The sequence below is a fragment of the Bradyrhizobium sp. T-12 genome (assembly GCF_058314695.1).
Genome location: NZ_JBZFQJ010000002.1, coordinates 387,539 through 409,116, shown reverse-complemented (window position 1 = coordinate 409,116; position 21,578 = coordinate 387,539). Strand labels below are relative to the sequence as shown.

Annotated in this window: 17 protein-coding genes and 2 pseudogenes; all 19 read left to right on the top strand. The window is 56.9% G+C overall.

Annotated features, from left to right (window positions below; translation table 11 throughout):
* Positions 1 to 130: 130 nt before the first annotated feature.
* Positions 131 to 421, top strand: a pseudogene (locus AC0WRY_RS36220) (hypothetical protein); the annotation flags it as partial.
* Positions 422 to 992: 571 nt separating this feature from the next.
* On the top strand, positions 993 to 1,868 hold the full coding sequence (locus AC0WRY_RS36215) for an ABC transporter substrate-binding protein (RefSeq protein ID WP_128929531.1): 876 nt from the start codon (positions 993 to 995) through the stop codon (positions 1,866 to 1,868).
* Positions 1,865 to 2,755: an amino acid ABC transporter permease gene (locus AC0WRY_RS36210; RefSeq protein ID WP_128955168.1), complete on the top strand. Its 891-nt coding sequence runs from the start codon at positions 1,865 to 1,867 to the stop codon at positions 2,753 to 2,755. Before AC0WRY_RS36215 ends, AC0WRY_RS36210 begins: the two co-directional genes overlap by 4 nt.
* Complete coding sequence (locus AC0WRY_RS36205) at positions 2,752 to 3,519, top strand: amino acid ABC transporter ATP-binding protein (protein WP_128929533.1); 768 nt, start codon at positions 2,752 to 2,754, stop codon at positions 3,517 to 3,519. Before AC0WRY_RS36210 ends, AC0WRY_RS36205 begins: the two co-directional genes overlap by 4 nt.
* 45 nt (positions 3,520 to 3,564) lie before the next feature.
* Positions 3,565 to 4,914, top strand: coding sequence for an LLM class flavin-dependent oxidoreductase (locus AC0WRY_RS36200; RefSeq protein WP_128929534.1), 1,350 nt, complete (start codon positions 3,565 to 3,567; stop codon positions 4,912 to 4,914).
* A gap of 199 nt (positions 4,915 to 5,113) precedes the next feature.
* Entirely contained in the window at positions 5,114 to 6,049 is a 936-nt protein-coding gene (locus tag AC0WRY_RS36195; protein WP_128929535.1) for a LysR substrate-binding domain-containing protein, read from the top strand.
* A gap of 238 nt (positions 6,050 to 6,287) precedes the next feature.
* Positions 6,288 to 7,883: a hydantoinase B/oxoprolinase family protein gene (locus tag AC0WRY_RS36190; protein WP_128929536.1), complete on the top strand. Its 1,596-nt coding sequence runs from the start codon at positions 6,288 to 6,290 to the stop codon at positions 7,881 to 7,883.
* 17 nt (positions 7,884 to 7,900) lie between these two features.
* Positions 7,901 to 10,024 (top strand): hydantoinase/oxoprolinase family protein, encoded by a 2,124-nt coding sequence (locus AC0WRY_RS36185; protein WP_128929537.1) that lies wholly within the window; start codon positions 7,901 to 7,903, stop codon positions 10,022 to 10,024.
* 350 nt (positions 10,025 to 10,374) lie between these two features.
* Positions 10,375 to 10,848 (top strand): IS66-like element accessory protein TnpA, encoded by a 474-nt coding sequence (gene tnpA / locus AC0WRY_RS36180; protein WP_128929538.1) that lies wholly within the window; start codon positions 10,375 to 10,377, stop codon positions 10,846 to 10,848.
* Positions 10,845 to 11,199: pseudogene (gene tnpB, locus AC0WRY_RS36175) on the top strand (IS66 family insertion sequence element accessory protein TnpB). Before tnpA ends, tnpB begins: the two are co-directional and overlap by 4 nt.
* A 50-nt stretch (positions 11,200 to 11,249) precedes the next feature.
* The gene (gene tnpC, locus AC0WRY_RS36170; RefSeq protein ID WP_128929539.1) at positions 11,250 to 12,809 is read left to right on the top strand and encodes an IS66 family transposase; all 1,560 of its coding nucleotides are present in this window, start codon (positions 11,250 to 11,252) and stop codon (positions 12,807 to 12,809) included.
* Positions 12,806 to 13,432 (top strand): UPF0149 family protein, encoded by a 627-nt coding sequence (locus AC0WRY_RS36165; RefSeq protein WP_232995571.1) that lies wholly within the window; start codon positions 12,806 to 12,808, stop codon positions 13,430 to 13,432. Before tnpC ends, AC0WRY_RS36165 begins: the two co-directional genes overlap by 4 nt.
* 486 nt (positions 13,433 to 13,918) lie before the next feature.
* Positions 13,919 to 14,413, top strand: coding sequence for a flavin reductase family protein (locus AC0WRY_RS36160; RefSeq protein WP_128929540.1), 495 nt, complete (start codon positions 13,919 to 13,921; stop codon positions 14,411 to 14,413).
* Positions 14,414 to 14,427: 14 nt separating this feature from the next.
* Positions 14,428 to 15,864, top strand: coding sequence for an NAD-dependent succinate-semialdehyde dehydrogenase (locus tag AC0WRY_RS36155; protein WP_128955169.1), 1,437 nt, complete (start codon positions 14,428 to 14,430; stop codon positions 15,862 to 15,864).
* Positions 15,865 to 15,911: 47 nt separating this feature from the next.
* A complete protein-coding gene (locus tag AC0WRY_RS36150; protein WP_128929542.1) occupies positions 15,912 to 17,183 on the top strand; it encodes a hypothetical protein in 1,272 nt (423 codons plus the stop codon).
* A gap of 243 nt (positions 17,184 to 17,426) precedes the next feature.
* Complete coding sequence (locus tag AC0WRY_RS36145; protein ID WP_128929543.1) at positions 17,427 to 18,686, top strand: Glu/Leu/Phe/Val family dehydrogenase; 1,260 nt, start codon at positions 17,427 to 17,429, stop codon at positions 18,684 to 18,686.
* 328 nt (positions 18,687 to 19,014) lie between these two features.
* Positions 19,015 to 20,304, top strand: coding sequence for a flavin-containing monooxygenase (locus AC0WRY_RS36140; RefSeq protein ID WP_128930144.1), 1,290 nt, complete (start codon positions 19,015 to 19,017; stop codon positions 20,302 to 20,304).
* Positions 20,305 to 20,368: 64 nt separating this feature from the next.
* The gene (locus AC0WRY_RS36135; RefSeq protein WP_128930145.1) at positions 20,369 to 20,785 is read left to right on the top strand and encodes a RidA family protein; all 417 of its coding nucleotides are present in this window, start codon (positions 20,369 to 20,371) and stop codon (positions 20,783 to 20,785) included.
* Between the two features lie 4 nt (positions 20,786 to 20,789).
* Positions 20,790 to 21,464, top strand: a complete 675-nt coding sequence (locus AC0WRY_RS36130) for a DUF1028 domain-containing protein (RefSeq protein ID WP_128929544.1) — start codon at positions 20,790 to 20,792, stop codon at positions 21,462 to 21,464.
* Positions 21,465 to 21,578 lie beyond the last annotated feature (114 nt).

Below are 21,578 nucleotides of genomic sequence, written 5' to 3'. Positions count from 1 at the left end.
CGCCCTCAGGGCTTCTAATTTACTCGCTAGCGCGAGGTTCGGCCGCTGGCCAGGCTGTCGGCCAAGCCGGATGCGGAGGCTGTCGGCGCGAGATTAACGATCTCGACGTCCTGGAGCGCTAGCGCGTACGACCACATTCGACGTTCTCGTCAACAAGGCCGGTCAGTCGCAGCGTAGCAACATCCTAGACCTTGCGTCTGACGAAATCCACGCGCTGCTCGACGTCAATCTGCGCGCGGCACTGCACGTGAAACGGCTGATCGTGACAAGAATGCCGATGCGCGCCGCTACGTGGTTGACGTCTGGTCGGTCGCTGGCCACTACGCCTTTCCAGAACGCCCTGGCTTTCTTCATCCCTAGCCATCATGCCACCAAGGCCAGCGTATTGCGCGTTCGCGGGCTGAGCCCCGTTCTTTACTGATCTCGCGCTCGCGTCACCGAGATCTCGCCCGGTCGTGTGGCGACAAGCATCTTTAAGTGCGTTCGATACACTTCAACTCCGAGGACATCGCCCATGCCGTTGCCATCGCGCAGGTGTCACGGAAAGAGCACCTCCCTTTCCCGCTCCGGAGCTCTAATAATGGAGACCGCCATCGAGACTGCCGCTCAGCGGTTCGCGAGGCCCCGCAACGCACAATCAATGGATGGCGCGTTTTGTCCTAGCATGGGCCATTTTTTGTGCTGAGGGTCGGCCTATGCCTTGGATGCATACTGACCTTGATAGAATGAATTTGATCCAAAATAGCCCGCCCCTTAGCGTTGCTAATTAGCACCGTCGAGCTGTGGCGGCAGGAAAGCAACACTTTACGAGTTGCGAAACTGCCGCCCAGCTTCCCGTGTCGAGCCCAAGCACGCTTCGCGGTTTGCCGTGCTGGCCAATGGAAGACGTCGGTGCCGCGTCATTGAGGTCTAATTTCCTACCCTCAACAGCACGCGGCCGAGTGAAACACGTGCCCCTGAAGGCAAGGGCTACCAATAGGGAGGAGAAATAGATGGGACCGTGGCGAGTAAACGGGTTCACCAGTCAAATCGCGAAAGTTGTTGCCCTATCAGCAATTGTAGGGCTTTCCATTGCCTCCTGGAGGGTAGTGAGTGCAGCAGAGATCCAGGTGCCCGACGCAGTCAAAACGGCGGGAGTCCTGCGCATGGGTCTCAGCAATGCATTGCCACCGCTGCAGTTCAAGGATCCGGAGACGGGCGAATTCAGAGGGATGAATGTAGATATTGGCCGGGAAATCGCAGCACGTTTGGGCGTCAAGGCCGAATTCAATGAAATGCTATTTGCGCAGTACATCCCGTCACTGCAGACCGGTCGGATCGATATCATCATGGGTGGACTTAGCGACCTCCCTGAACGTCATTCCATTATGGAGATGGTCGATTACTTCAGGGATTTCTATCAGGTCTACGCACTTTCCAATTCTCAGCTAAAGGAGTTGTCCGATCTTTGCGGTAAGCGGGCCGGCGCCATTCGGTCCACTGTTTGGTACAAAGTGATGCTTGCAAAGAGCGAGTCGGACTGCGTTCAGAAGGGAATGCCGGCTGTGAAGTTGATTGGCACCGAATCAACGCCAGATACGCGGCTGCAGCTAACGCAAGGCCGAATTGATGCAGCACTGCAGGGCTTCGTCGAGGTTCCTTACATGATTGCGGAGTCCAAAGGCCTTTACAAGACGATCGGCGAGCCCTTCGCGCCAGAATTCAAGGCAATTGGTGTGCGTAAGGGCGATGTCGCGCTGCGTGACGCGATCGCCGACGCTCTGGATGCGATGATTAAGGACGGCACTTATGCAAAGATCCTGGCTAGATATCAGTTGAGCAAACTCGCTATTTCGGAAGTATATCTAAATTCGGAACCGCGAAAATGAGCGCGGTGTCAAACAAGCCTGTACGATCGAGCAGCGGTTCCTCCACTCTCTTTTCACGGCCCGATCTGTCGTTGGTCGAGATCGTGCCGCCGCGTTACGTCGGCCGCTGGATAATGGGCGTACTAGTTCTTGGTCTGTTGGTCCTTATTGTAAGGGCCTTCGCTAACGCGCAGATCGAATGGAACGTTGTTGCCAAATACTTAGCGGCGCCTACAATTCTCGCGGGCTTCTGGCATACGATGATCTTGTCCGTGCTGGCGATGATTGTCGGTGTCGCGCTCGGCTTGGCTATCTCGATTATGCGAATGTCGGATAATCCGCTCCTAGTCATCGTCGCATTTGGCTACCAATGGTTCTTTCGCGGGACGCCGGTAATCCTCCAGCTTCTGATTTGGTATAATCTAGCCTTAATCATCCCAGTCATCGGCATTCCCGGTCTGTGGACGGCCCCGACTGTCGATGTCATCACGCCCTTTTGGGCCGCGCTGCTTGGCCTTGGCATCAATCAGGGTGCCTATACCTCGGAGGTCATTCGCGCCGGAATCCTCTCGGTTGATGCGGGCCAGCACGAAGCGGCACAGTCGATTGGCATGACCCGTCTACACGCGCTCTGGAGAATCGTCCTACCTCAAGCAATGCGCGTGATAGTTCCGCCGATTGGTAACGAGTTTATTGGAATGGTAAAAATGACGTCACTCGCCAGCGTGATCCAGTACACCGATTTACTTTACAGCGCACAGAACGTGTACTTCGTCAATCAGCGCGTGATTGAGCTACTGATCGTAGCAGGCGCTTGGTATCTCCTCGCTGTCTCCATTCTCACGCCGCTTCAGTTGCTGCTCGAATGGCGGTTCGCGCGGGGAACATCTGTCGTGAGGGTCCGATGACCAAGCCTTTGCTCTCAATGAGAAGAGTTAAGAAGCGGTATGGAAATCTACAAGTTCTGGACGGCGTCTCCCTCGACGTCATGCCCAATGAAGTAGTGTGTTTGATCGGCTCATCAGGCTCAGGCAAAACGACGCTCTTGAGATGTATTAATCAACTGGTTTCCGTCGACTCAGGACATATCTGGATAGACGACGAAATCGTGGGCTATCGCCAAGTGGGGTCGCAATTGCGGCCACTAGGCGGTGCGGAACTCGCCCGCCAGCGGACGAAGACCGCGATGGTGTTTCAACGATTTAATCTCTTTCCCCATATGACTGCTCTTGACAATGTCATTGAGGGACCCGTGCGTGTCTTAAAGCGCAATAAGGCTGACGTCGTTTGTGAGGCGGAAGCCCTCCTAGCACGCGTAGGCTTATCCGAGAAGCGTAACGCGTACCCTTCCAGCCTGTCTGGCGGCCAGCAACAACGTGTGGCCATCGCGCGGGCTATGGCTATGCACCCGCGCCTTATGCTCTTCGACGAGCCGACATCTGCACTCGATCCTGAACTCGTTGCCGAAGTCCTCGCGGCGATGAAGGAATTGGCACGCACCGGCATGACTATGGTGGTCGTTACGCACGAACTTGGATTTGCGAGCGAGGTCGCAGATCGCGTGATCTTTATGGAACAAGGCCAAATCGCAGAAGAAGGCACTGCCCGAGAGGTTCTTATGCACCCCAAGGGCGCAAGGACCAAAGAGTTCATTTCGGCGGTGCTCGATTAACACGCAGCATCTCTACATACGACCAGAGAGGAATTGAGGAACGAAATGGCAAAGGAAATCGCTTTCGCCGCACTCATACATGCAGCCGGTAGCGCAAGTGCCGCGTGGCGCCATCCAGATACGGATCCAAAGAAGGCGTTGAGTCTTCAGTACTACACAGAGCTCGCAAAGCTATGTGAAGCAGGCCGCTTCGATCTGATGTTTCTAGCGGACAGTCCGGGCGTTGATGTCGACAATCTCCACGCAATGGCGCAATGGCCACGCGGGCAAAACGTACTTGAGCCCTTGACGCTTCTCTCTGCGCTAGCTGCGAGCACAGAAGAGCTTGGCCTCGGCGCCACGGTATCTGCGAGCTTCACTGAGCCGTTTAATATCGCCCGGCAATTCGCATCGCTCGATCACCTTTCGGGAGGGCGAGCAGCGTGGAACGTTGTGACGACTGCAAACCAGTATTCATGCCGCAACTATGGCTATAAGACGATGCCGCCACACGACGAGCGCTATGCCAGAGCCAGAGAAGCCCTGGAGGTGGTCCGAGCTTACTGGGATACTTGGGACGATGATGCCTTCATCTTCGACAAGGCAAGAGCTATGAACTTCGATCCGAACCGATTTCACCACGTTCGATACGAAGGGAAACATTTCAAGGTACAAGGCGGACTCAATATTGCACGTGCTCCGCAGGGGCAACCCGTCATTATCCAGGCGGGCGCGTCCTCGGTGGGTAGGGAATTTGCCGCAGAAACCGCTGAGGTCGTCTTCGGAACGGGCGCAACTCTTGAGGAGGCTGCGTCCCTCTACAAGGATATCAAAAGCAGGATGGCGAAGTACCGCCGTGATCCTTCCGAACTTAAGGTACTCGCCGGCTTCCGCGCGATGGTCGGTTCAACCGAAGCAGAAGCGAAGGAAAAGCTTCGCCTACTAAACAGTGTGATGCCGATTGAAGCCAAGGTCGCGTATGTCAGTACGGACCTTGAAGTCGACCTGTCGAAGCTGCCACTGGACGAACTCGTTCCCGAACAGATGATCCCGACTTCCTCAAACCTTCATCAGGGTTATTTCAATATACTTGCGGACATGATCCGATCGCGTAAATTCACGCTAAGGGAGATTGCACAGCGCTACGAACGCGGATTCGAGATTTTCTGTGGCACTCCAAGCCAGATCGCCGACGAGATGGAACGTTGGATCGACAATGAAGCTGGAGATGGGTTTATGATAACGTTCCCTTACATGCCGACCTGCCTGGAAGATTTTGTGTCGATGGTAGTCCCCGTGCTCCAGGAACGCGGACTTATGCGCAAAAGCTACCGCGGCAAGACACTTCGCGAAAACCTCGGGTTACGCTATCCCAAAAACGTCAATACGAAACGTCCAGCTACAGGCGTTCCATAAGAGATCTCGTGGCGCGCCGCCTTTGTCGAGCCTTTCAATGCGCATACAAAAGGGCCGCGGTGCAACAAAGCGCCGCGGCCTTTCTTATTGTGGGAGCTGAAGTTCATCCGTCGAACGACTTGACGCATGGCCGAGAATACCATTTGATTTATTCGAATCGGGCTTATGCATCTAAAATGTAAATTTGTTTGGGCGGCATATGGCTAGAGCGCTCAGTTCCCGCGAGATCGATGCGTTTCGGGCTATGATGCAATGTGGGACAACGCTTGCCGCAGCCGAAATTCTAAATACAACGCAACCGTCGGTGAGCCGGCTGTTGGCGCAAGCGCAAGACGCTGTGAAATTTCGACTGTTCGATTATCGACGGGGCCGTTTGGTTCCAACCCCTGAAGCCAAAATGCTCTTTGAAATCGTCCAAAAGCACTATCTTGGCTTGGAAACGATACAGCAAGCCGCTGAAAGTATCAGGTCATCCGGCACCGGCCTATTGCGCATCGCTGCCACTCCGTCCCTGGCTATGGGCGTTATTCCAACGATCATGAAGGCATTCCGGCAGTCTAGCCCCGGTGTGAGCATCAACCTTCAGACGGGAGGGTCGCTGCAGATCAGAGACGGGCTCCTCAATGGCATTTATGATGTTGGCCTGACGACGAGCGGAGCTCATTTCCGAACAGGAGAGTTCGAAATCGAGGTGTGTGACGAATCTGAGGCCCTATGTGCGGTCTGCGCAAACAGCCCGCTTGCTTCGAAGAAGGAGGTTGCGGTCTCTGATTTTCAAGAGGCAACGCTGCTCACTCTCAATCGTGGAGACGATCTAAGTGATTTGTGGCGTCAGACACTCGCGCAGCACGGCGTGAAACCCTCGTCCGAGATCGAGGTCACCTATTCGGCGATCCTCTGTTCGCTCGCCGCCGCCGACCTTGGCATCGGCGTCGTAAGTCCCTACATCAAACCGCTTATTTCCGATAACGTTCGATTTGTTCGTATTTCGCCGAGAATCTCGGTTAAGATGTTCGCAATCTTTCCGGGACATCTTGTGAAGTCATCGCTGTCGCAGCGTTTCACGCGTAGCTTGAAGGAAACGTTCCTGCACAACGACCCCCATGTCGTGAAGTGCGGCGACTGCACGGAGTAAGCCCCCTAGCGGGATTTCGGATCGAGCTAGGCAACTCTCGCGGGCCGACGTGCCCGCCAAACAATCCCAATGCTATATCACCCGCGTATAGAGCGTGCAGCAAGAAGAATTGGCTGACGCGTTTAGCCTGACTTAATGTCCCGCAGAATGCCCGAGCTGGTGCGACTGTCGCGCAGCGCTTCGTGGGCGAGTGCAAGACCGTAGGGCAAGGCCGCGGGCGCTCCAAGGAGACTGACACGTGCTTGATGCAATCCAGCTTGAATTGATTTGGCGAAGGCTGATTTCTCTGACTGAAGAGGCCGCTACGACGCTGCTGCGTACCTCCTTCTCATCCGTCGTTCGCGAGTCTAATGATTTTGCGTGCGTTCTCATGGATGCCGAAGGACGCTCGTTAGCGCAACCCGCTAACAGCATTCCATCCTTTATCGGTACCGTTCCGCGGACGGTTCGTGGCTTTCTCAAACAGTTTCCACATGAGACCCTCTCCGAGGGCGATATCCTGATCACCAACGATGTCTGGCTTGGCACCGGCCATCTGCCCGATATCACGGTAGCCAAGCCCATTTTCTTGAATGGCAATATTGTTGCGTTCGCTGGGTCGGTCACGCACGCTCCTGACATTGGTGGACGCATCCGTTCTGCCGATGCACGCGAGGTGTACGAGGAGGGATTCCAAATCCCAATGATGAAGGTGGTTGAGGCGGGTCGAATGAACCGCACATTTGAAAGCCTGCTTCGCCAGAACGTTCGTACGCCAGATCAGACGGTAGGCGACCTTTATGCGCAGTTTTCTGCACTGCATCTGATGGAGGTGCGCCTCATTTCTTTGCTAAAGGAGTGGGAGCTCCGTTCATTCTCCGAAGTGTCTCAACAGATCCGCGGTCGGACGGAAGCCGCGATGCGGCGTGCGATTTCCGCAATACCGGATGGCGTCTATCATGCCACCGCCGTCAGCGATGGATTTGAAAATAGCATCGTGTTGCGGATGGCGCTTAAAGTTCATGGTGATGAAATCGAGGTTGATTACCGAGGTACAGATCCTCAAGTGCAGCGCTCCATCAACGTCTGCGCTGCTTATACGACGGCATACACTGCCTATGGAATCAAAGCCGTTCTTACGCCCGACACGCCAAACAATGACGGTGCGTTGGAACCGCTCAATATTCATGCACCTCTTGGCTCAATTCTTAATTCAAAGCCGCCCGCAGCGGGCGGGGCACGCGCACTTATCGGACATTTCCTGCCGGCGATGGTCTTGCGTGCGCTGTCACAAGTCGTGCCGGAGAGAGTCATCTCCGACGTCGGCTCACCTCTCTGGTGCGTAAACCTGGCCGGCGTCAAAGAGGATGGAAAGACTTTCGCTAACTTATTCTTCCTGAACGGAGGCTATGGGGCCAGCGCGGCCTCGGACGGCGCAAGCGTGTTGTCTTGGCCGAGCAACATTTCCTCCACGCCCGTCGAGGTGCTGGAACGAACCGCGCCGATCAGAATTTGCCACCGCCGAATCCGATCGCGGACAGCGGGCAGCGGTCGGTTCACAGGGGGGGCTGGGCAGGAGTTTCTCTTCGAGAATCTAAATAAAGGGCCTACCATAATTTCCTTTATGGCTGAACGAACTAAGCCAGAAGCTGTGGCGAATGGCTTAGCAGGCGGCGATCCCGGCGCTGCCGGTGAGATCCAGATCAACACCGTTCGGGTTGATCCCAAGATACAACACACTATCGACTTTGGTGCCCGCGTTCTGCTGCGCACACCTGGCGCTGGCGGATTTGGTGTTCCGATCCGCGCTCAGGAAGCGCTGGCCGAAGCCGATGGCGCCAAAGATTTTGTATAAGAAGGGTTAGATCCGATATGTACTCGCTTGGTATCGATATTGGCGGCACGTTCACCGACATTGTCCTCTATTGCACTGATGATGGTCGCGTTGTCGCACACAAGGAGCTGACGACGCCCCATGATCCAACAATTGGAGCCCTCGCCGGCGTAAAGCAGGTCGTTAACGCCAGCGGCACCGATCCCGATCAGATTGGTCGCGTGGTCCATGCGACAACGTTGTTCACTAACGCTCTCATCGAGCGTCGTGGCGCAAGGACCGGATTGATCACAACGAGCGGCTTTAGGGATACGCTCGACTTACAGCGGGAGTTTAAATACGATCTGTATGATCTATTTCTGAAATTGCCAAAACCATTGATTGAGCAGGATGATCGCGTTGAAGTTAATGAACGCACCTTGTTCAACGGGCACATCCAGCATCCACTCAACGAAGACGAACTTCTAATAAAAACACGCCGGCTGCTCGACAGGGGCGTCACTTCGCTGGCAGTTTCATTCTTGCATTCATATGCCAATGGGACAAATGAACTGCGAGCCAAGAGCCTAATCGAGCGGCATTTCCCACAAGTCCAACTGTCGATCTCGTCCGAGGTCTGCCCACAAATCCGGGAGTACGAACGAACGTCAACGACCGCCGCGAACGCGTATATCAAGCCCATTGCAGACAAATATTTGCGTGAACTCGAGGTGCAGCTAAAGGCCTTTGGAATACCAGGAGCACTTTTCATGATGCTCTCAAACGGCGGATTGACGCATATCGAGGAAGCGCGCCGTACGCCGATCGAACTGTTGGAGTCGGGGCCGGCTGCTGGCACATTGGTGGCCGCGTATTTCGGCAAACGCTCCGGATTTGACAATGTGCTTGCCTTCGACATGGGCGGGACAACTGCAAAGCTTGGCGTGATTGAGAACGGCGAGCCCCTGATCGCGTATCAGTTTGAAGCGGCTCGCCAGAAGCGGTTCGCCCCAGGAAGCGGATTGCCGGTGAACATCTCGACTGTTGAGCTTATCGAAATCGGTGCGGGCGGCGGGAGCATCGCACATGTTGATGAGCTAGGAATGCTCAAGGTGGGGCCGCAAAGTGCGGGATCGCGACCTGGCCCCGCCTGCTACCCGAACGGCGGAACTGCGCCAACGGTTACCGATGCAAACGTTGTTTCGGGGGCGATTGACGTTGATAACTTTGCCGGTGGCACTATGGTTTTGCGCCGCGGAGCTGCAGAGGCGGCGCTCACAGGCGTCGGGCACGCCATAGAGATGCCATTCATCAAAGTGGCGAATGGCATTCAGGCCATTGTTAACGAGACGATGGCAGCCGCCGCGCGTGTCCATGTTGCTGAGCGAGGCCACGATATAACTAAGTACAAGCTCATCGTGACGGGCGGTGGCGGCCCGATGCACGGTTGTGACGTCGCCAGACGTCTCGGCATCAAACAGGTTATCTGTCCGCCGAATGCTGGCGTCGCGTCGGCACTCGGCTTGTTGATTGCACCCGCGCGTGTTGATCGCTCGAGAACGCTTGGCGCCCTGCTGGGATCGATGGAAATCGAGAAACTCGAAGCAGCCTTCAGGCGCCTGGAAGACGACACAAGGCGCGTGATTGCGCAGGCCAGATCTCCGCACAGTACACTTCAGATGGAGCGCCGCGCCGACATTCGCTTTGTGGGCCAAGGGTCGGAGCTGGTAACAGGACTGCCCGTTGGACCCTACAGCGAGAGCGAACGTGAAACTATTCGCGCTGCGTTCATCCAGACCTATAAAGGTATCTTCGGCGATATCATACCCGATCTTGATCTTGAGATTATGAACATCCGTGTAACCCTGAAAGAAGTACGAGAACCCGCGAAACTTGGTCGGATGGAAGACCCTCCTCGCTCGGAGGGATCTCGCTATCGACCCGTGTATGATGATGCAACTCGCGCTTGGGTTAAAGTCCCAGTTCTTCGACGATCGGAACTCGGGATTGCAGGATCGATCGAAGGCCCGGCCCTTTTGGATGAGCAATCATCAACACTAGTTGTGCCGCGCGGGAGCCGCATGACGTTGGACGCCTCTGGCAATGTCATTGTTCAGCTCAGGGATGATGGTGACAGTGTTACCGTTCCAGTAGCAGAGCACGCCACCGAAATCGGGGCGTAGGGCTCTAATATGCAGGCCTGTCACGTCACGGCAGTCGCGTGGCGCCGCAGGATGTCATGCCGGGAGGCCTTCGGATCTCGAAGTCAACCAAGGCGCGAGGCAAGCTCTCGGATGGAAACGATCATACTCGCCCCCTCAGTCGCGTTCGTATGCATGCTCTAGCGACACCACCGGGCGGCAACGCGCGAGCCAGGAGGTGTCGAGCACGATCCGCCGATCGATCGGCGGTGTTGTGCGGTAGAACGGTTTTCTACCGTTGCCCTTCTGTAACCGGCATGAGCCCCCCACCTGGGCATCGCGCGAATGAGCTGCGATACAGCCTGGCATGAACTGTTTTTTGGAGGTGGGCTATGGCAGATGCCATGCATGAAGCCAGGCTTGATGCCAGGCAGGAAAGCGGCTCCTATCGTCGGATCGAGGTGATCACAGGGCAGCGTCGACGACGGCGCTGGACGGCTGAAGAGAAGGCTCGGATCGTGGCCGAGAGCTTCGAGGAAGGGGCCAATATTTCCGAGGTCGCTCGGCGCCATGGCGTTGTCCGTGGGTTGCTGACGGTGTGGCGGCGCAAGTTCGCGACGGCAGTGAGCTTTCAGGCGCCAGGCTTCGTGCCGGTCCGGATCGCTTCCGAGAGCGGTCCGGCGACGGCAGACGAGTCGGACCGGTTAGCGTGCGCGCATAAGGTGCCGCCGCAGATGGCATCGGCTCCAGGCAAGCTTGGCGGAATGATCGAGATCGAGCTGGGCGGGGCACGCATCCGGGTCGAGCCCGGAGTGGAGCTGGCGACGCTTTCGACAGTGCTATCGGCGCTTCGGGGCATCCGTTGATTGCATTACGGTCTGACCTCAAGGTGGTGCTGGCGGCACAGCCAGTCGACTTTCGCAAGTCGGTGCACACGCTGTCGGCGCTGGTGAGCGAAGCGTTGCACGCGAACCTCGTATTGCGGCGACATCTTCGTGTTCCGCAGCAAGCGCGCGGACAGAGTGAAGCTTCTGGCATGGGATGGTAGCGGCATGGTGCTGGTGACGAAGTGGCTGCACCAGGGACACTTCACCTGGCCGCCGGTCCGCGACGGCGTGGTGCATCTGAGTGCGACACAACTCGCGATGCTGCTCGACGGACTTGAGTGGACGCGTGTTTCACACAAGCCTGTGAAGCAGCCGGCCGTTGTCGGCTGAGAGGCGAAGATTTTGCTGGAGCCTGTGATGGGCGGATATATCGTTCGATCATGGCGATTCGTCCCGAAGCTCTTCCGACCGATGCAGCGGCTCTGGCCGAGATGGTGCTCGCGCTTGACGCCGAGAACGAGAAGCTACGTGTGGCGATGCAGACGCTGAAGGAGATGATCTTCGGCAAGCGCTCAGAGCGGCTGGCGGCGATCGTGGCCGAGCAGCTCGCGCTCGAACTGGACGATCTCGCGACTGGCGTCACATCACCTGCGCCAGCCAACGACGATTTGCCTGCGACGAAGCCGGCTGGGAAGCCGCGCAAGAAGGCGAGGCGCAACATCGGCGCGCTACCCAAGCATTTGCCTCGCTGCGAGCAGGTGCTCGAGCCAGACACGACAGCGTGCCCGTGCTGCCAGGGCCTTCTGCACCGGATCGGCGAGGATGTGAGCGAGGTACTGGACGTGATCCCGGCGATCCTGCGGGTACTGCGCACGATTCGTCCCAAATACGCCTGCCGCGGCTGCACCGACGGCGTGGTGCAGGCGAAGGTGCTGCCGCGTCTGATCGACAGCGGCATGGCATCGACGGCACTCGTGGCTCACGTGGTGATCTCGAAGTTCGCCTGGTATCTGCCGCTGTACCGCCAGGTGCAGATCCTGGCCGGTCAGGGCCTTCATCTCGACCGCGCGACGCTCGCCGGCTGGGTGAAGCGTGCGGCATGGTGGCTTAAGAGTCTTTATGAGCTTCAGCTGCGGACGATCCAGGCTTCGCCGCGGCTGTTCTGCGACGAGACGCCGATGCCGGTGCTCGATCCCGGACGACATCGCACTCGTATCTGCCAGTTCTGGGCGCATGCGATGGATGATCGCCCATGGGGTGGCCCATCGCCGCCGGCGGTCGCCTATGTGTTTGCGGATGGCCGCGGCACCGAGGAGATCGCCGGGCAATTGGCCGGCTTCTCCGGCATTCTGCAGGTGGATGGCTATGCCGCCTACAAAGCGCTTGCCCGCGGTCAAGGCGGGGCGATCCAGCTGGCTTTTTGTCTCGCGCATGCCCGACGCAAATTCGTCGAGGTGTACAAGACGATGCAGTCGCCGTTCGCTCACGAAGTGATCGAGCGCCTGCAAGCGGTCTACGCCATCGAGGCCGAGATCCGTGGCTTGAGCGCCGAACAGCGGCTTGCCGCCCGCCGCACCAGGTCCGCACCGCTGATGGAGGTGCTGAAGGCGCGACTGACCTCGATGCTCGACCACCTGTTCTCCCAATCGAAGCTAGTGGAGGCCATCAACTATACGCTCAATCACTGGGACGGACTGACGCTATTTCTCCGCGATGGCCGCGTCGAGGTCGACAGCAACACCGTCGAGCGTTCAATGCGCCCGATTGCGATGGGGCGCCGTAACTCATTGTTCAGCGGCAGCGAGGGCGGCGCCGAGAGCTGGGCAATCCTTGCGTCGCTGGTCAATACGGCAAAGCTCCACGAACTCGATCCGCAGGCCTATCTGGCCGATGTGCTGGAGCGCATCGTCTCCGGTCAGACCAAGAGCCACCAGCTGCACGAACTTCTCCCCTGGAACTGGAAGGCGACCCGCGAGCTCAGCGCACGGGTGGCCGCATGACCCGCCGCCGCCGTTCATCATCTTCATCATCGATGGCGGCAGCCGCGATGCCGCTCGACGAACTTGAGCCTTGGCTACAGGCTCGTGCCGAGCAGCATCCCGTCGCCACCAGTCTTCCCATGCTCGACGGCTATGTCGCCGCGATCGTGGCCGGGCCGGTGTCGATGAGTCCGCTCGACTGGATCTGTCCGCTGCTCGCCATCGACGCCGACGCATTCAACCATGGCGGCACGCCGGAGTTCGCCGCGATTTCGGCCGTCGCGCTGCGCCACAACGACATCAGTAATGTTCTTTCCACCGCACCACATCGGTTCGCACCGGTCCATGGCCGCAAGCCGAATGGCGACGTTGATGCGCGGCCGTGGTGTCAGGGATTCCATGCCGCCATGCGGTTGCGACTATCAGCCTGGGGCCCACTGCTCGACGTCAGCAACATACACCACGGCTTGCTCCTGCCCATCCTGCTGCATTGCGTCGACGATCAAGGGCGTCCACTGCTTGGACCACCAAGGAAAGGCCGCGAGACCGAGGAATTCCTGCGCAACGCCCATGCCGACATTCCGGACGTCGTCGAGGCCATGCGTCAGTACTGGATGCCGACCCGCTACGCTCGCACAGGCTGATCACTGCAGACGTGGGAGCTCATACCGGTTACGCCCTTCTGTGCGTCCCTCCCGAACTCGGCCGCCAGCCTCAGAGGTCGGCGCTCCTTTTTTCTGAGGAGTGAATGGCTACCGTCGCGGTTTGAGAGCGGCTTGGCTCGAGGATGAACGGATTCTGCGTAGGGGACTCCGAAGCATCGTCGCCTGGTCATCGTGACCGTTGGAGACCACCGGGCTGCCTAACACAGCTGGCATTTGAGGCGCCCGTGACCACGGATGAGTGGCGTTGGTAGGAGTATAATCAACGGTCAATGGCAATCAGCGCGCTGCGCGCCGCGCGCGGAACATGCGAGTTTGGTGCAACTATGCCTGATCCGAATACATGCCTTCAGTATCTCAATTGGATGAAGGCCAATGGCAATGATACGTCTTTGTTCGCTGTGGACGGGGCCGTCCTTCGCCACCGCTATCATGCTTTCGCTGGTACCTCAAAGGAGGGTCCATTAGATGATCGATGCAGGTCGCGCCATTGCCACAGCGACGCCCGAAACATTTCGAGAAGTGTCGCGGAAGTGGGCCTCTGGAATCGCCGTCGTAACTGCAGTCGATAGTCACGGAGCGCTTTTCGGCACCACGATGAGCGCCGTCGTCAGCCTATCGATCAGCCCCCTGCAATACCTGATATGCATCGACAGAAAGTCGAACTCGCTCCCCGCCATCACTTCGACAGGGTGGTTTTGCATCAACATGCTCTCCTCATCCCAAGAGCGCATTGCGATGACGTTTGCAAAGAAGGGGACAGATAAGTTTTCGGCGATTTCCTATCGAGAAGGTCTAAATCGATTACCAATTATCCAGGACGTCGCCTCATATATTATCTGTCACCTGAACAGCAGCTTTGATGGCGGCGATCACGTCATAATCGTTGGCGATGTCATCGAGATCGGTCTCCACGATGCGTCTCCGCTGGTCTATTTGAATGGACGCTTTAATAACGGATGACTTGCGGGGAACACATGAAATATGAGAATACGCTCCTCTTTATTGACGGAGAATGGTGCTCCGGCTCTGAGAAGCAAACGATCCCGATCTTTAATCCAGCAACTGACGAGGAGATCGGTCACGTCGCTAAGGCGACGGTGGCCGATCTCGACCGTGCAGCTGCGTCCGCCGAGAAGGCGTTCCATGTTTGGCGGAGAACGCCCGCGGTGGAACGCGGAGTTACGCTACGTAAGGCAGCTGGCCTGCTCCGCGATCGACTAGAGTCCATCGCCCATGTTCTCACCTTGGAGCAAGGTAAGCCTCTTTTGGAAGCGCGAGCGGAGATCGCGAGTTGCGCCGATGCCTTCGAATGGGCTGCTGAAGAGGGAAGGCGGCTCTATGGGCGCGTGATACCGTCGCGTGCAGCAGGCGTTGCGCAATATGTCGTACGTGCTCCAGTAGGCCCGGTTGCTGCGTTCACCCCGTGGAATTTCCCCGCGAGCCAAGTCGCGAAGAAGCTTGCTCCAGCGTTGGCTGCCGGATGCTCCGTGATCGTCAAGGCCTCGGAAGAGGTGCCACGATCTGCCGCGGCAATCATCACGTCACTTGTCGATGCTGGCATTCCAACAGGTGTTGTCCAGCTCGCATACGGCACTCCCGATGAAATATCGCGGCACCTGATTGCCCACCCGGCGATTCGGAAGATCTCCTTCACCGGCTCTGTTCCGGTTGGAAAACATCTAGCTGCGCTCTCGGGCGAGCAGATGAAGAGGACGACGATGGAACTCGGCGGGCATGGGCCGGCGATTGTCTTCAAAGACGCCGACATATCCTCAGCCGCGGCGCTGCTCGTTTCAGGCAAGTATCGCAACGCCGGTCAAACCTGCGCCGCGCCGACGCGGTTTATGGTACACAACGATGTTTATCATGAGTTCGTCGCAGCTTTTGTTGAAAAGACACAATCGCTTGTCGTTGGCAACGGTCTGGATGCGACAACGCAGATGGGCCCCCTCGCGAACGAACGCAGAGGGAAACTCTTCGATCAATTTGTGGACGACGCGAGGCAGCGAGGCGCAAAGCTCATGTGCGGCGGCGAGAGCTTATTTACTCGCGGAACATTCAGGCAGCCAACAGTACTTGCGAATGTCGATCCATCGATGCGAGTCATGAACGATGAGCCATTCTGCCCAATCGCGCTCATTAGCGGCTTTGACAATCCAAATGAAGCTGTTGCAGAGGCTAACCGATTGCCCTTCGGGCTCGCCGGATATGCCTTCACGGAATCATCGGCGAACGCTCAGTTCCTGGCGGAGAATCTTGAGGTCGGTATGCTCAGCATCAACCACCTGGGCCTTGCCTTGCCGGAAACGCCCTTTGGCGGCGTCAAAGAGTCTGGGTACGGTTCCGAGGGTGGCCTAGAATCAACTGAAGGCTATCTCAATACCAGATTCATCACCAATAAGGCCTACTAGGCGTCATGCCATTTGGGCAATCGACCACGACGACTCTGTGAGGAGCAATGTCCCCTTCAACTATCAACGAAAGAGTCAGCATCACACGACTTGGTGGTCAGGATTACAACTTCTTTTTTGGTTACTATAATAAGACGCCGTGGGACGGGCAGGGTCGCCTTATCCTAGGCCACCAAGTCGATGAACCTAACTTCCGCATTGGCAGAAATAGCGGCTGCAATGTCGGTTATTTTGATGAAGCGCGTGAGTTTCGGCTGGTTGATCGAACCCAAGCCTGGAACTGGCAAATGGGGAGCCAACTACAATGGCTCACCGGCATGCCTGGCCGTAACATAATCTACAATATTCGTACGTCGCACGACGCGGGTGGCCCGTATCCCAACATCGGTGCGCGGATTACCGACGTGGATACGGGGCGCACTCGCGATCTCAATATCCCGATTTACGTCGTAGCCGCGAACAGCAAATTCGCGATGTGCATTGACTATCGACGTCTCTACAAAACGCATGAGACGATCGGCTACTGCGCACTCGCGGGACGGCTTCCACTGGATAATGCACCGGACGATGATGGCATTTGGCGCCTCGACATTGCAAGCGGCGACTCGACACTCGTTGTCAGTTACCGCCAACTTTACGAGCTTGCTCATAAGCCATCCATGGATAAGGCAATTCATTGGGTGAGCCATATTGAGATAAATCCGTCATCAACACGTGTGCTCTTCCTTCACCGATGGACAGAGCGTGTTGAAGACGAGACCTGCTTCTTGCATCGCTTGATCACAATGGATCCGGATGGAAGCAACTTACGTCTCCTTGAATGCTCTGATCATCCATTGCCGCAGCTGGCTCGGCGGTTCGATTCAAAGGCCGTAGGTACCTACGACTACGAAAAGTCCGAATACCAGATCTCTCACCCGTTATGGCGGGATGATAGCAGCATCGTCGTCTGGGGACCTCACGCCGGACGTATAAACTATCAGGTTTACCAAGACGCGCACAATGGCTTAGTCCAGACTATTGGCGACGGCCTCCTAAGAGAGAACGGACACATGTCCTATTCACCTGTGAATATGCGCTGGCTTTTGAGCGATACGTATCCGCATTCCGAGACCAACCTGCGTGATCTCTTCCTTTTCGATGCCAACAATGAAGTCCGGCTCGACCTCGGAAGCTTTTATACTGATCCAACTCTGGCTAAAGAGAACCGGTGTGATCTTCACCCAAGGTGGAGCCGCGATGGGAAGTGCGTTTGCATCGACTCCTATCACGAGAGACGGAGGCGAATGTACACAATTGATGTCTCCGCTCTCGTGTAGTGCTTGTTGTTTTCCCTATCCAGCGACAGCAGGTGTCTAAAAGCAAGGGAACGTTGTTTTCCGCAAGGCATCCGTCCAAGGGCATTTCGACCTACCTTGAGCGCTCAGCTCATCGAATCTCGTTGAAATTCAGCATAACGACCTCGCTGAAGGGGCTTGCTTGCCTCTTACAGCGGCGGGAATACTTCGAATGGTAGCTATCCGCCGTCCGATCCGGTTTCGATCGAGTACAATGGAGCAAACGTGACCACATACAGTGGACCTGTCTTTGACATGGCCGTACAACAGTTCGAAGTGATCGCTGATCACCTGTCTGTGCCGCAGGACGCGAGGGCGCGCTTGTTAATACCAAAGCGCGCGATCACTGTATCTTGTCCTATTCATCGAGACGACGGCACGACGGCGGTTTTTGAAGGGTATCGAGTTCAGCATCACCTCACGCTAGGACCTACGAAAGGCGGCACGCGCTTCGCGGCTAGTGTGGACCTCGGCGAGGTTGCTGCGCTTGCGATCTGGATGAGTTGGAAGTGCGCCCTAACCGGCTTGCCCTATGGTGGCGCCAAGGGCGGCATCAGCGTCGATCCATCGAATCTATCAAGGCGCGAACTAGAGGCATTATCACGCCGCTACATGCAGGAGATGATCCCCTTCGTTGGCCCTCACACTGATGTCATGGCCCCCGATATGGGGACCAACGAGCAGGTGATGGCGTGGTTTATGGACACCTATTCGATGTATCAGGGCCGGACCGTGACGGAGATCGTTACCGGTAAACCGGTCAGCGCCGGAGGGACATTGGGACGCCGCGAGGCGACAGGGCGGGGCGTCGCGCATCTGACGCGCCGCGTGATGAACGAACAGGGCATCAATCTGAACCATGCAACGGCTGCTGTGCAGGGCTTCGGAAATGTCGGCTCGATCGCCGCACTTGAGCTTCACCATATGGGCGTTAAAGTGATCGCCGTCAGCGACCACACCGGCGCGCTCTACTGCGCTTCCGGCCTCAACATTCCAGAACTCGTGGTACATGCGGCAACACATGGCAGTCTCTCGGGGTATTCGAGTGAACTAGCCTTCGATCCGCAGGAAGTCCTCACGCTGTCTTGTGATGTTCTTGTGCCAGCCGCGATGGAGCGGGTCATCGACGCTGCTGTCGCCACGAAGCTGCGTTGCCGTATTGTCGCTGAAGGGGCCAATGGGCCGACGACACCGGAAGCCGATCTGGTTCTTACGCAGCGACAGAATGAGATCTTCCTGATCCCGGATATTCTGTGCAATTCCGGCGGGGTAGTGGTGAGCTATTTCGAATGGGTGCAGGATCTGCAACAACTCTTCTGGGAAGAGGAGGAAGTAGTACGACGCGAATACCAGATTCTCGATCGAGCGTTCGATCGGATGGTGGCGAGGGCGAGCCGCGACAAGGTGTTCAATCGCACGGCGGCCATGGCCATAGGCGTCGAGCGGGTGCGGGGCGCCAAGAATACGCGAGGTCTATTTCCATGAGGGACGGCCTGGTCGGATTCCGTGATGTATTTGCCCGAACCCGCAATGGTTCACATCGAGCCTTATTAGCGCCGGCGAGCCGCAATGGCCACAACCTGAATGGGATGGCGGTTGTATCAAGCGCACGGATAGTCGCTAATTCCATAGCGGTATGATGCCATCATGTTGCAACTCCGCGCTCAGTTTCAGAACAGCTTCTGCGGCGCATAGATGCAGGCCTAAGCGCTCCGACATAATCCCACATGATCATGCTCGCCTCCAAACTCTCGAACCGGATTTCCTCCATGTTCGACGCGATCACTCAATCGAATTAGAAATGGATACAGAGATGTCATTAGAAGTAGTAGATACGATCGTGATCGGAGCCGGTCAGGCAGGGCTGGCTATGAGTGAACATCTGACTTCGGCTGGTATTCCTCACGTCGTCTTGGAAAGGCACCGGATCGCGGAGAGATGGCGAACAGCCCGGTGGGACTCGCTGGTGGCTAATGGTCCCGCGTGGCATGACCGTTTCCCCGGCCTAACATTTCAGACGCACCCTGATGCGTTCCCGGGTAAGGAGGAGATCGCGGACTATTTCGTTGCCTACGCAAAGAAGATTGCCGCGCCGGTGCGCTGTGGGGTGGAGGTTACGGCCGTACAACGGAACGAGGGACGATTGGGCTTTCGAGTGGAAACCTCGCAAGGGACGTTGGAGGCAAATAACGTAGTTGCAGCGATCGGTCCATTCCAGATTCCGACAATACCTCAAGTAGTACCGCAGGACATTGGAGTCGTCCAAATTCACTCGAGCGACTACCGAAACCCGGAGCAGTTGCCTAGAGGGGCCGTGTTGGTTGTTGGCGCAGGATCTTCCGGAAGCCAGATCGCAGACGAACTTCTGCGCTCTGATCGGAAGGTCTATCTCTCCGTGGGCCCCCACGAACGCCCCCCGCGCTCCTACCGCGGCTACGACTTCTGCTGGTGGCTCGGCGTCTTGGGAAAGTGGGATAATGAAGCAAGAGTTCGCGGTACCGAGCACGTAACGATCTCCGTCAGTGGGGCCCGTGGGGGATACACGGTCGACTTCAGGAAGCTCGCCGCAGACGGAATGATGCTTGTTGGCTCAACTGAAGCGTTCGAGGCAGGCAACGTAACGTTTGCCAGTGATCTCGCGAAGAATGTCGCGATGGGTGACGCCTCGCTCTTCACTCTGTTGGATGAGGCCGATGAATACGTTAGGCGGAATGGACTTGCACTTCCGGAGGAGCCTGAAGCGCGCAGGTTACTCCCGGACCCGGACTGCCTAATGAATCCGCAGCGTGAGCTCAATCTAAAGACTGCCGGCGTGAATACGATCATCTGGGCGACGGGCTTTTCGTCGGACTACAGCTGGCTTAAGGTCAAGGCCTTCGACGAGGCCGGAAAACCCGAACACCAACGTGGGGTATCCTCGGAGCCGGGCGTCTACTTTGTGGGCTTGCCTTGGCAATCTAGGCGAGGGTCCGCTTTTATCTGGGGTGTCTGGCATGACGCTAAATATATTGCTGATCGTATCTCTACTCGGCGGCGTTACCTGGAACATCACGTCGTAAAATCGGAGAAAGTTGATCCACGAAAAGCGACGGGAGGCCCCTAAGTTTTTTGGCGAAACAGTTCACCAGTTGGGGTTGCGGGTGCTGACACGTAAGAAGGAGCAAGAAGTGGCTCATAGGCGGATTCGGAAATTCAATACGAAACACACTTATCCGGAGCAGAAGCTCGACAATGATCTATGTCAGGCAGTGGTGACTAGCGGCGGAAAAATTATTTGGCTACGGGGCCAGTGCCCCCAGAGCTTGAATGACGCCGTCAACATCGACAGCCATGATCCTGTCGAGCAGACGCATAAGGTGATGCAGAATATTAAGCAACTCATCGAAGAAAGTGGCGGTAAGATTGAACATTTGGTCAAGGTTGTCGTTTACCTTACCGACGTGCGGCATCGGGAGGCCGTTTATCGAACGATGGGTCAGTACATAAAGGGCGTGCATCCCGTGTCCACAGGACTTGTTGTCCAAGCGTTGGCGCGACCTGAGTGGCTTGTTGAAATCGACGCCACAGCGGTGATACCCGAGTGAGCGTATGACGTTTTCCCTAGTTGCTCGGTGCGACCAGACTGGAATGTTCGGCGTAGCGATTTCGTCTTCATCTCCGGCTGTCGCTTCAAGGTGTTCATTCGCGCGAGCTGGTGTCGGCGCGGTCGCTTCGCAGAACGTAACTGATCCCTCGCTAGGACCATTGGCCTTGGATGCGATGGAGAGCGGCATGTCCGCGTGGGAAGCCGTCGAAGAAGTGAAACAACGTAGTCGATTTATCGAGTATCGCCAGCTACTGGCAGTTGACCGCGACGGAAATGCCGCTGTTTATTCAGGGCCCAATTCACTAGGCATATGGGCTCAGACGAGCGGAGAAAATGTCGCGGCCGGCGGCAATCTCCTAGCAAATGACGGAGTACCGCACGCAATTGTCGATGCATTCATTGGTTCGTCAGGGCATCTTGGTGACCGCCTGATTGCGTCACTAAGAGCCGGGTTGGCCGCCGGCGGGGAGGCCGGTCCGTTACACTCAGCCGGCATGAAGCTTGTTGACCAAGTCAGTTGGCCAGTCGTGGACCTGCGCTGCGACTGGACACAAGAGTGTCCGATCGAACTGCTCGTTTCTGCCTGGAAGGTCTACAAACCCCAACTTAACGCCTACGTGAAGCGCGCGCTTGATCCACGAGCGGCTCCTTCGTTCGGCGTCCCGGGTGACGAATAGCGCTCCGACGAGCGCTCGCCATTGGCCGCACCGCTCCCTTGATCGTCTTCATGACGCGGTGCCAGAGCACAGAGTAGATTGAGCTATACGCTTCAAGTCAGCAGTCTACGCAAA

Bases quoted from the DNA above. Each gene is read 5' to 3' on its own strand.
- AC0WRY_RS36130 (WP_128929544.1), top strand. From the start codon at position 20,790: ATGACGTTTTCCCTAGTTGCTCGGTGCGACCAGACTGGAATGTTCGGC.
- AC0WRY_RS36140 (WP_128930144.1), top strand. From the start codon at position 19,015: ATGTCATTAGAAGTAGTAGATACGATCGTGATCGGAGCCGGTCAGGCA.
- AC0WRY_RS36200 (WP_128929534.1), top strand. From the start codon at position 3,565: ATGGCAAAGGAAATCGCTTTCGCCGCACTCATACATGCAGCCGGTAGC.
- tnpA (WP_128929538.1), top strand. From the start codon at position 10,375: ATGGCAGATGCCATGCATGAAGCCAGGCTTGATGCCAGGCAGGAAAGC.
- AC0WRY_RS36185 (WP_128929537.1), top strand. From the start codon at position 7,901: ATGTACTCGCTTGGTATCGATATTGGCGGCACGTTCACCGACATTGTC.
- AC0WRY_RS36205 (WP_128929533.1), top strand. From the start codon at position 2,752: ATGACCAAGCCTTTGCTCTCAATGAGAAGAGTTAAGAAGCGGTATGGA.
- tnpC (WP_128929539.1), top strand. From the start codon at position 11,250: ATGGCGATTCGTCCCGAAGCTCTTCCGACCGATGCAGCGGCTCTGGCC.
- AC0WRY_RS36215 (WP_128929531.1), top strand. From the start codon at position 993: ATGGGACCGTGGCGAGTAAACGGGTTCACCAGTCAAATCGCGAAAGTT.
- AC0WRY_RS36155 (WP_128955169.1), top strand. From the start codon at position 14,428: ATGAAATATGAGAATACGCTCCTCTTTATTGACGGAGAATGGTGCTCC.
- AC0WRY_RS36150 (WP_128929542.1), top strand. From the start codon at position 15,912: ATGTCCCCTTCAACTATCAACGAAAGAGTCAGCATCACACGACTTGGT.
- AC0WRY_RS36160 (WP_128929540.1), top strand. From the start codon at position 13,919: ATGATCGATGCAGGTCGCGCCATTGCCACAGCGACGCCCGAAACATTT.
- AC0WRY_RS36165 (WP_232995571.1), top strand. From the start codon at position 12,806: ATGACCCGCCGCCGCCGTTCATCATCTTCATCATCGATGGCGGCAGCC.
- AC0WRY_RS36210 (WP_128955168.1), top strand. From the start codon at position 1,865: ATGAGCGCGGTGTCAAACAAGCCTGTACGATCGAGCAGCGGTTCCTCC.
- AC0WRY_RS36195 (WP_128929535.1), top strand. From the start codon at position 5,114: ATGGCTAGAGCGCTCAGTTCCCGCGAGATCGATGCGTTTCGGGCTATG.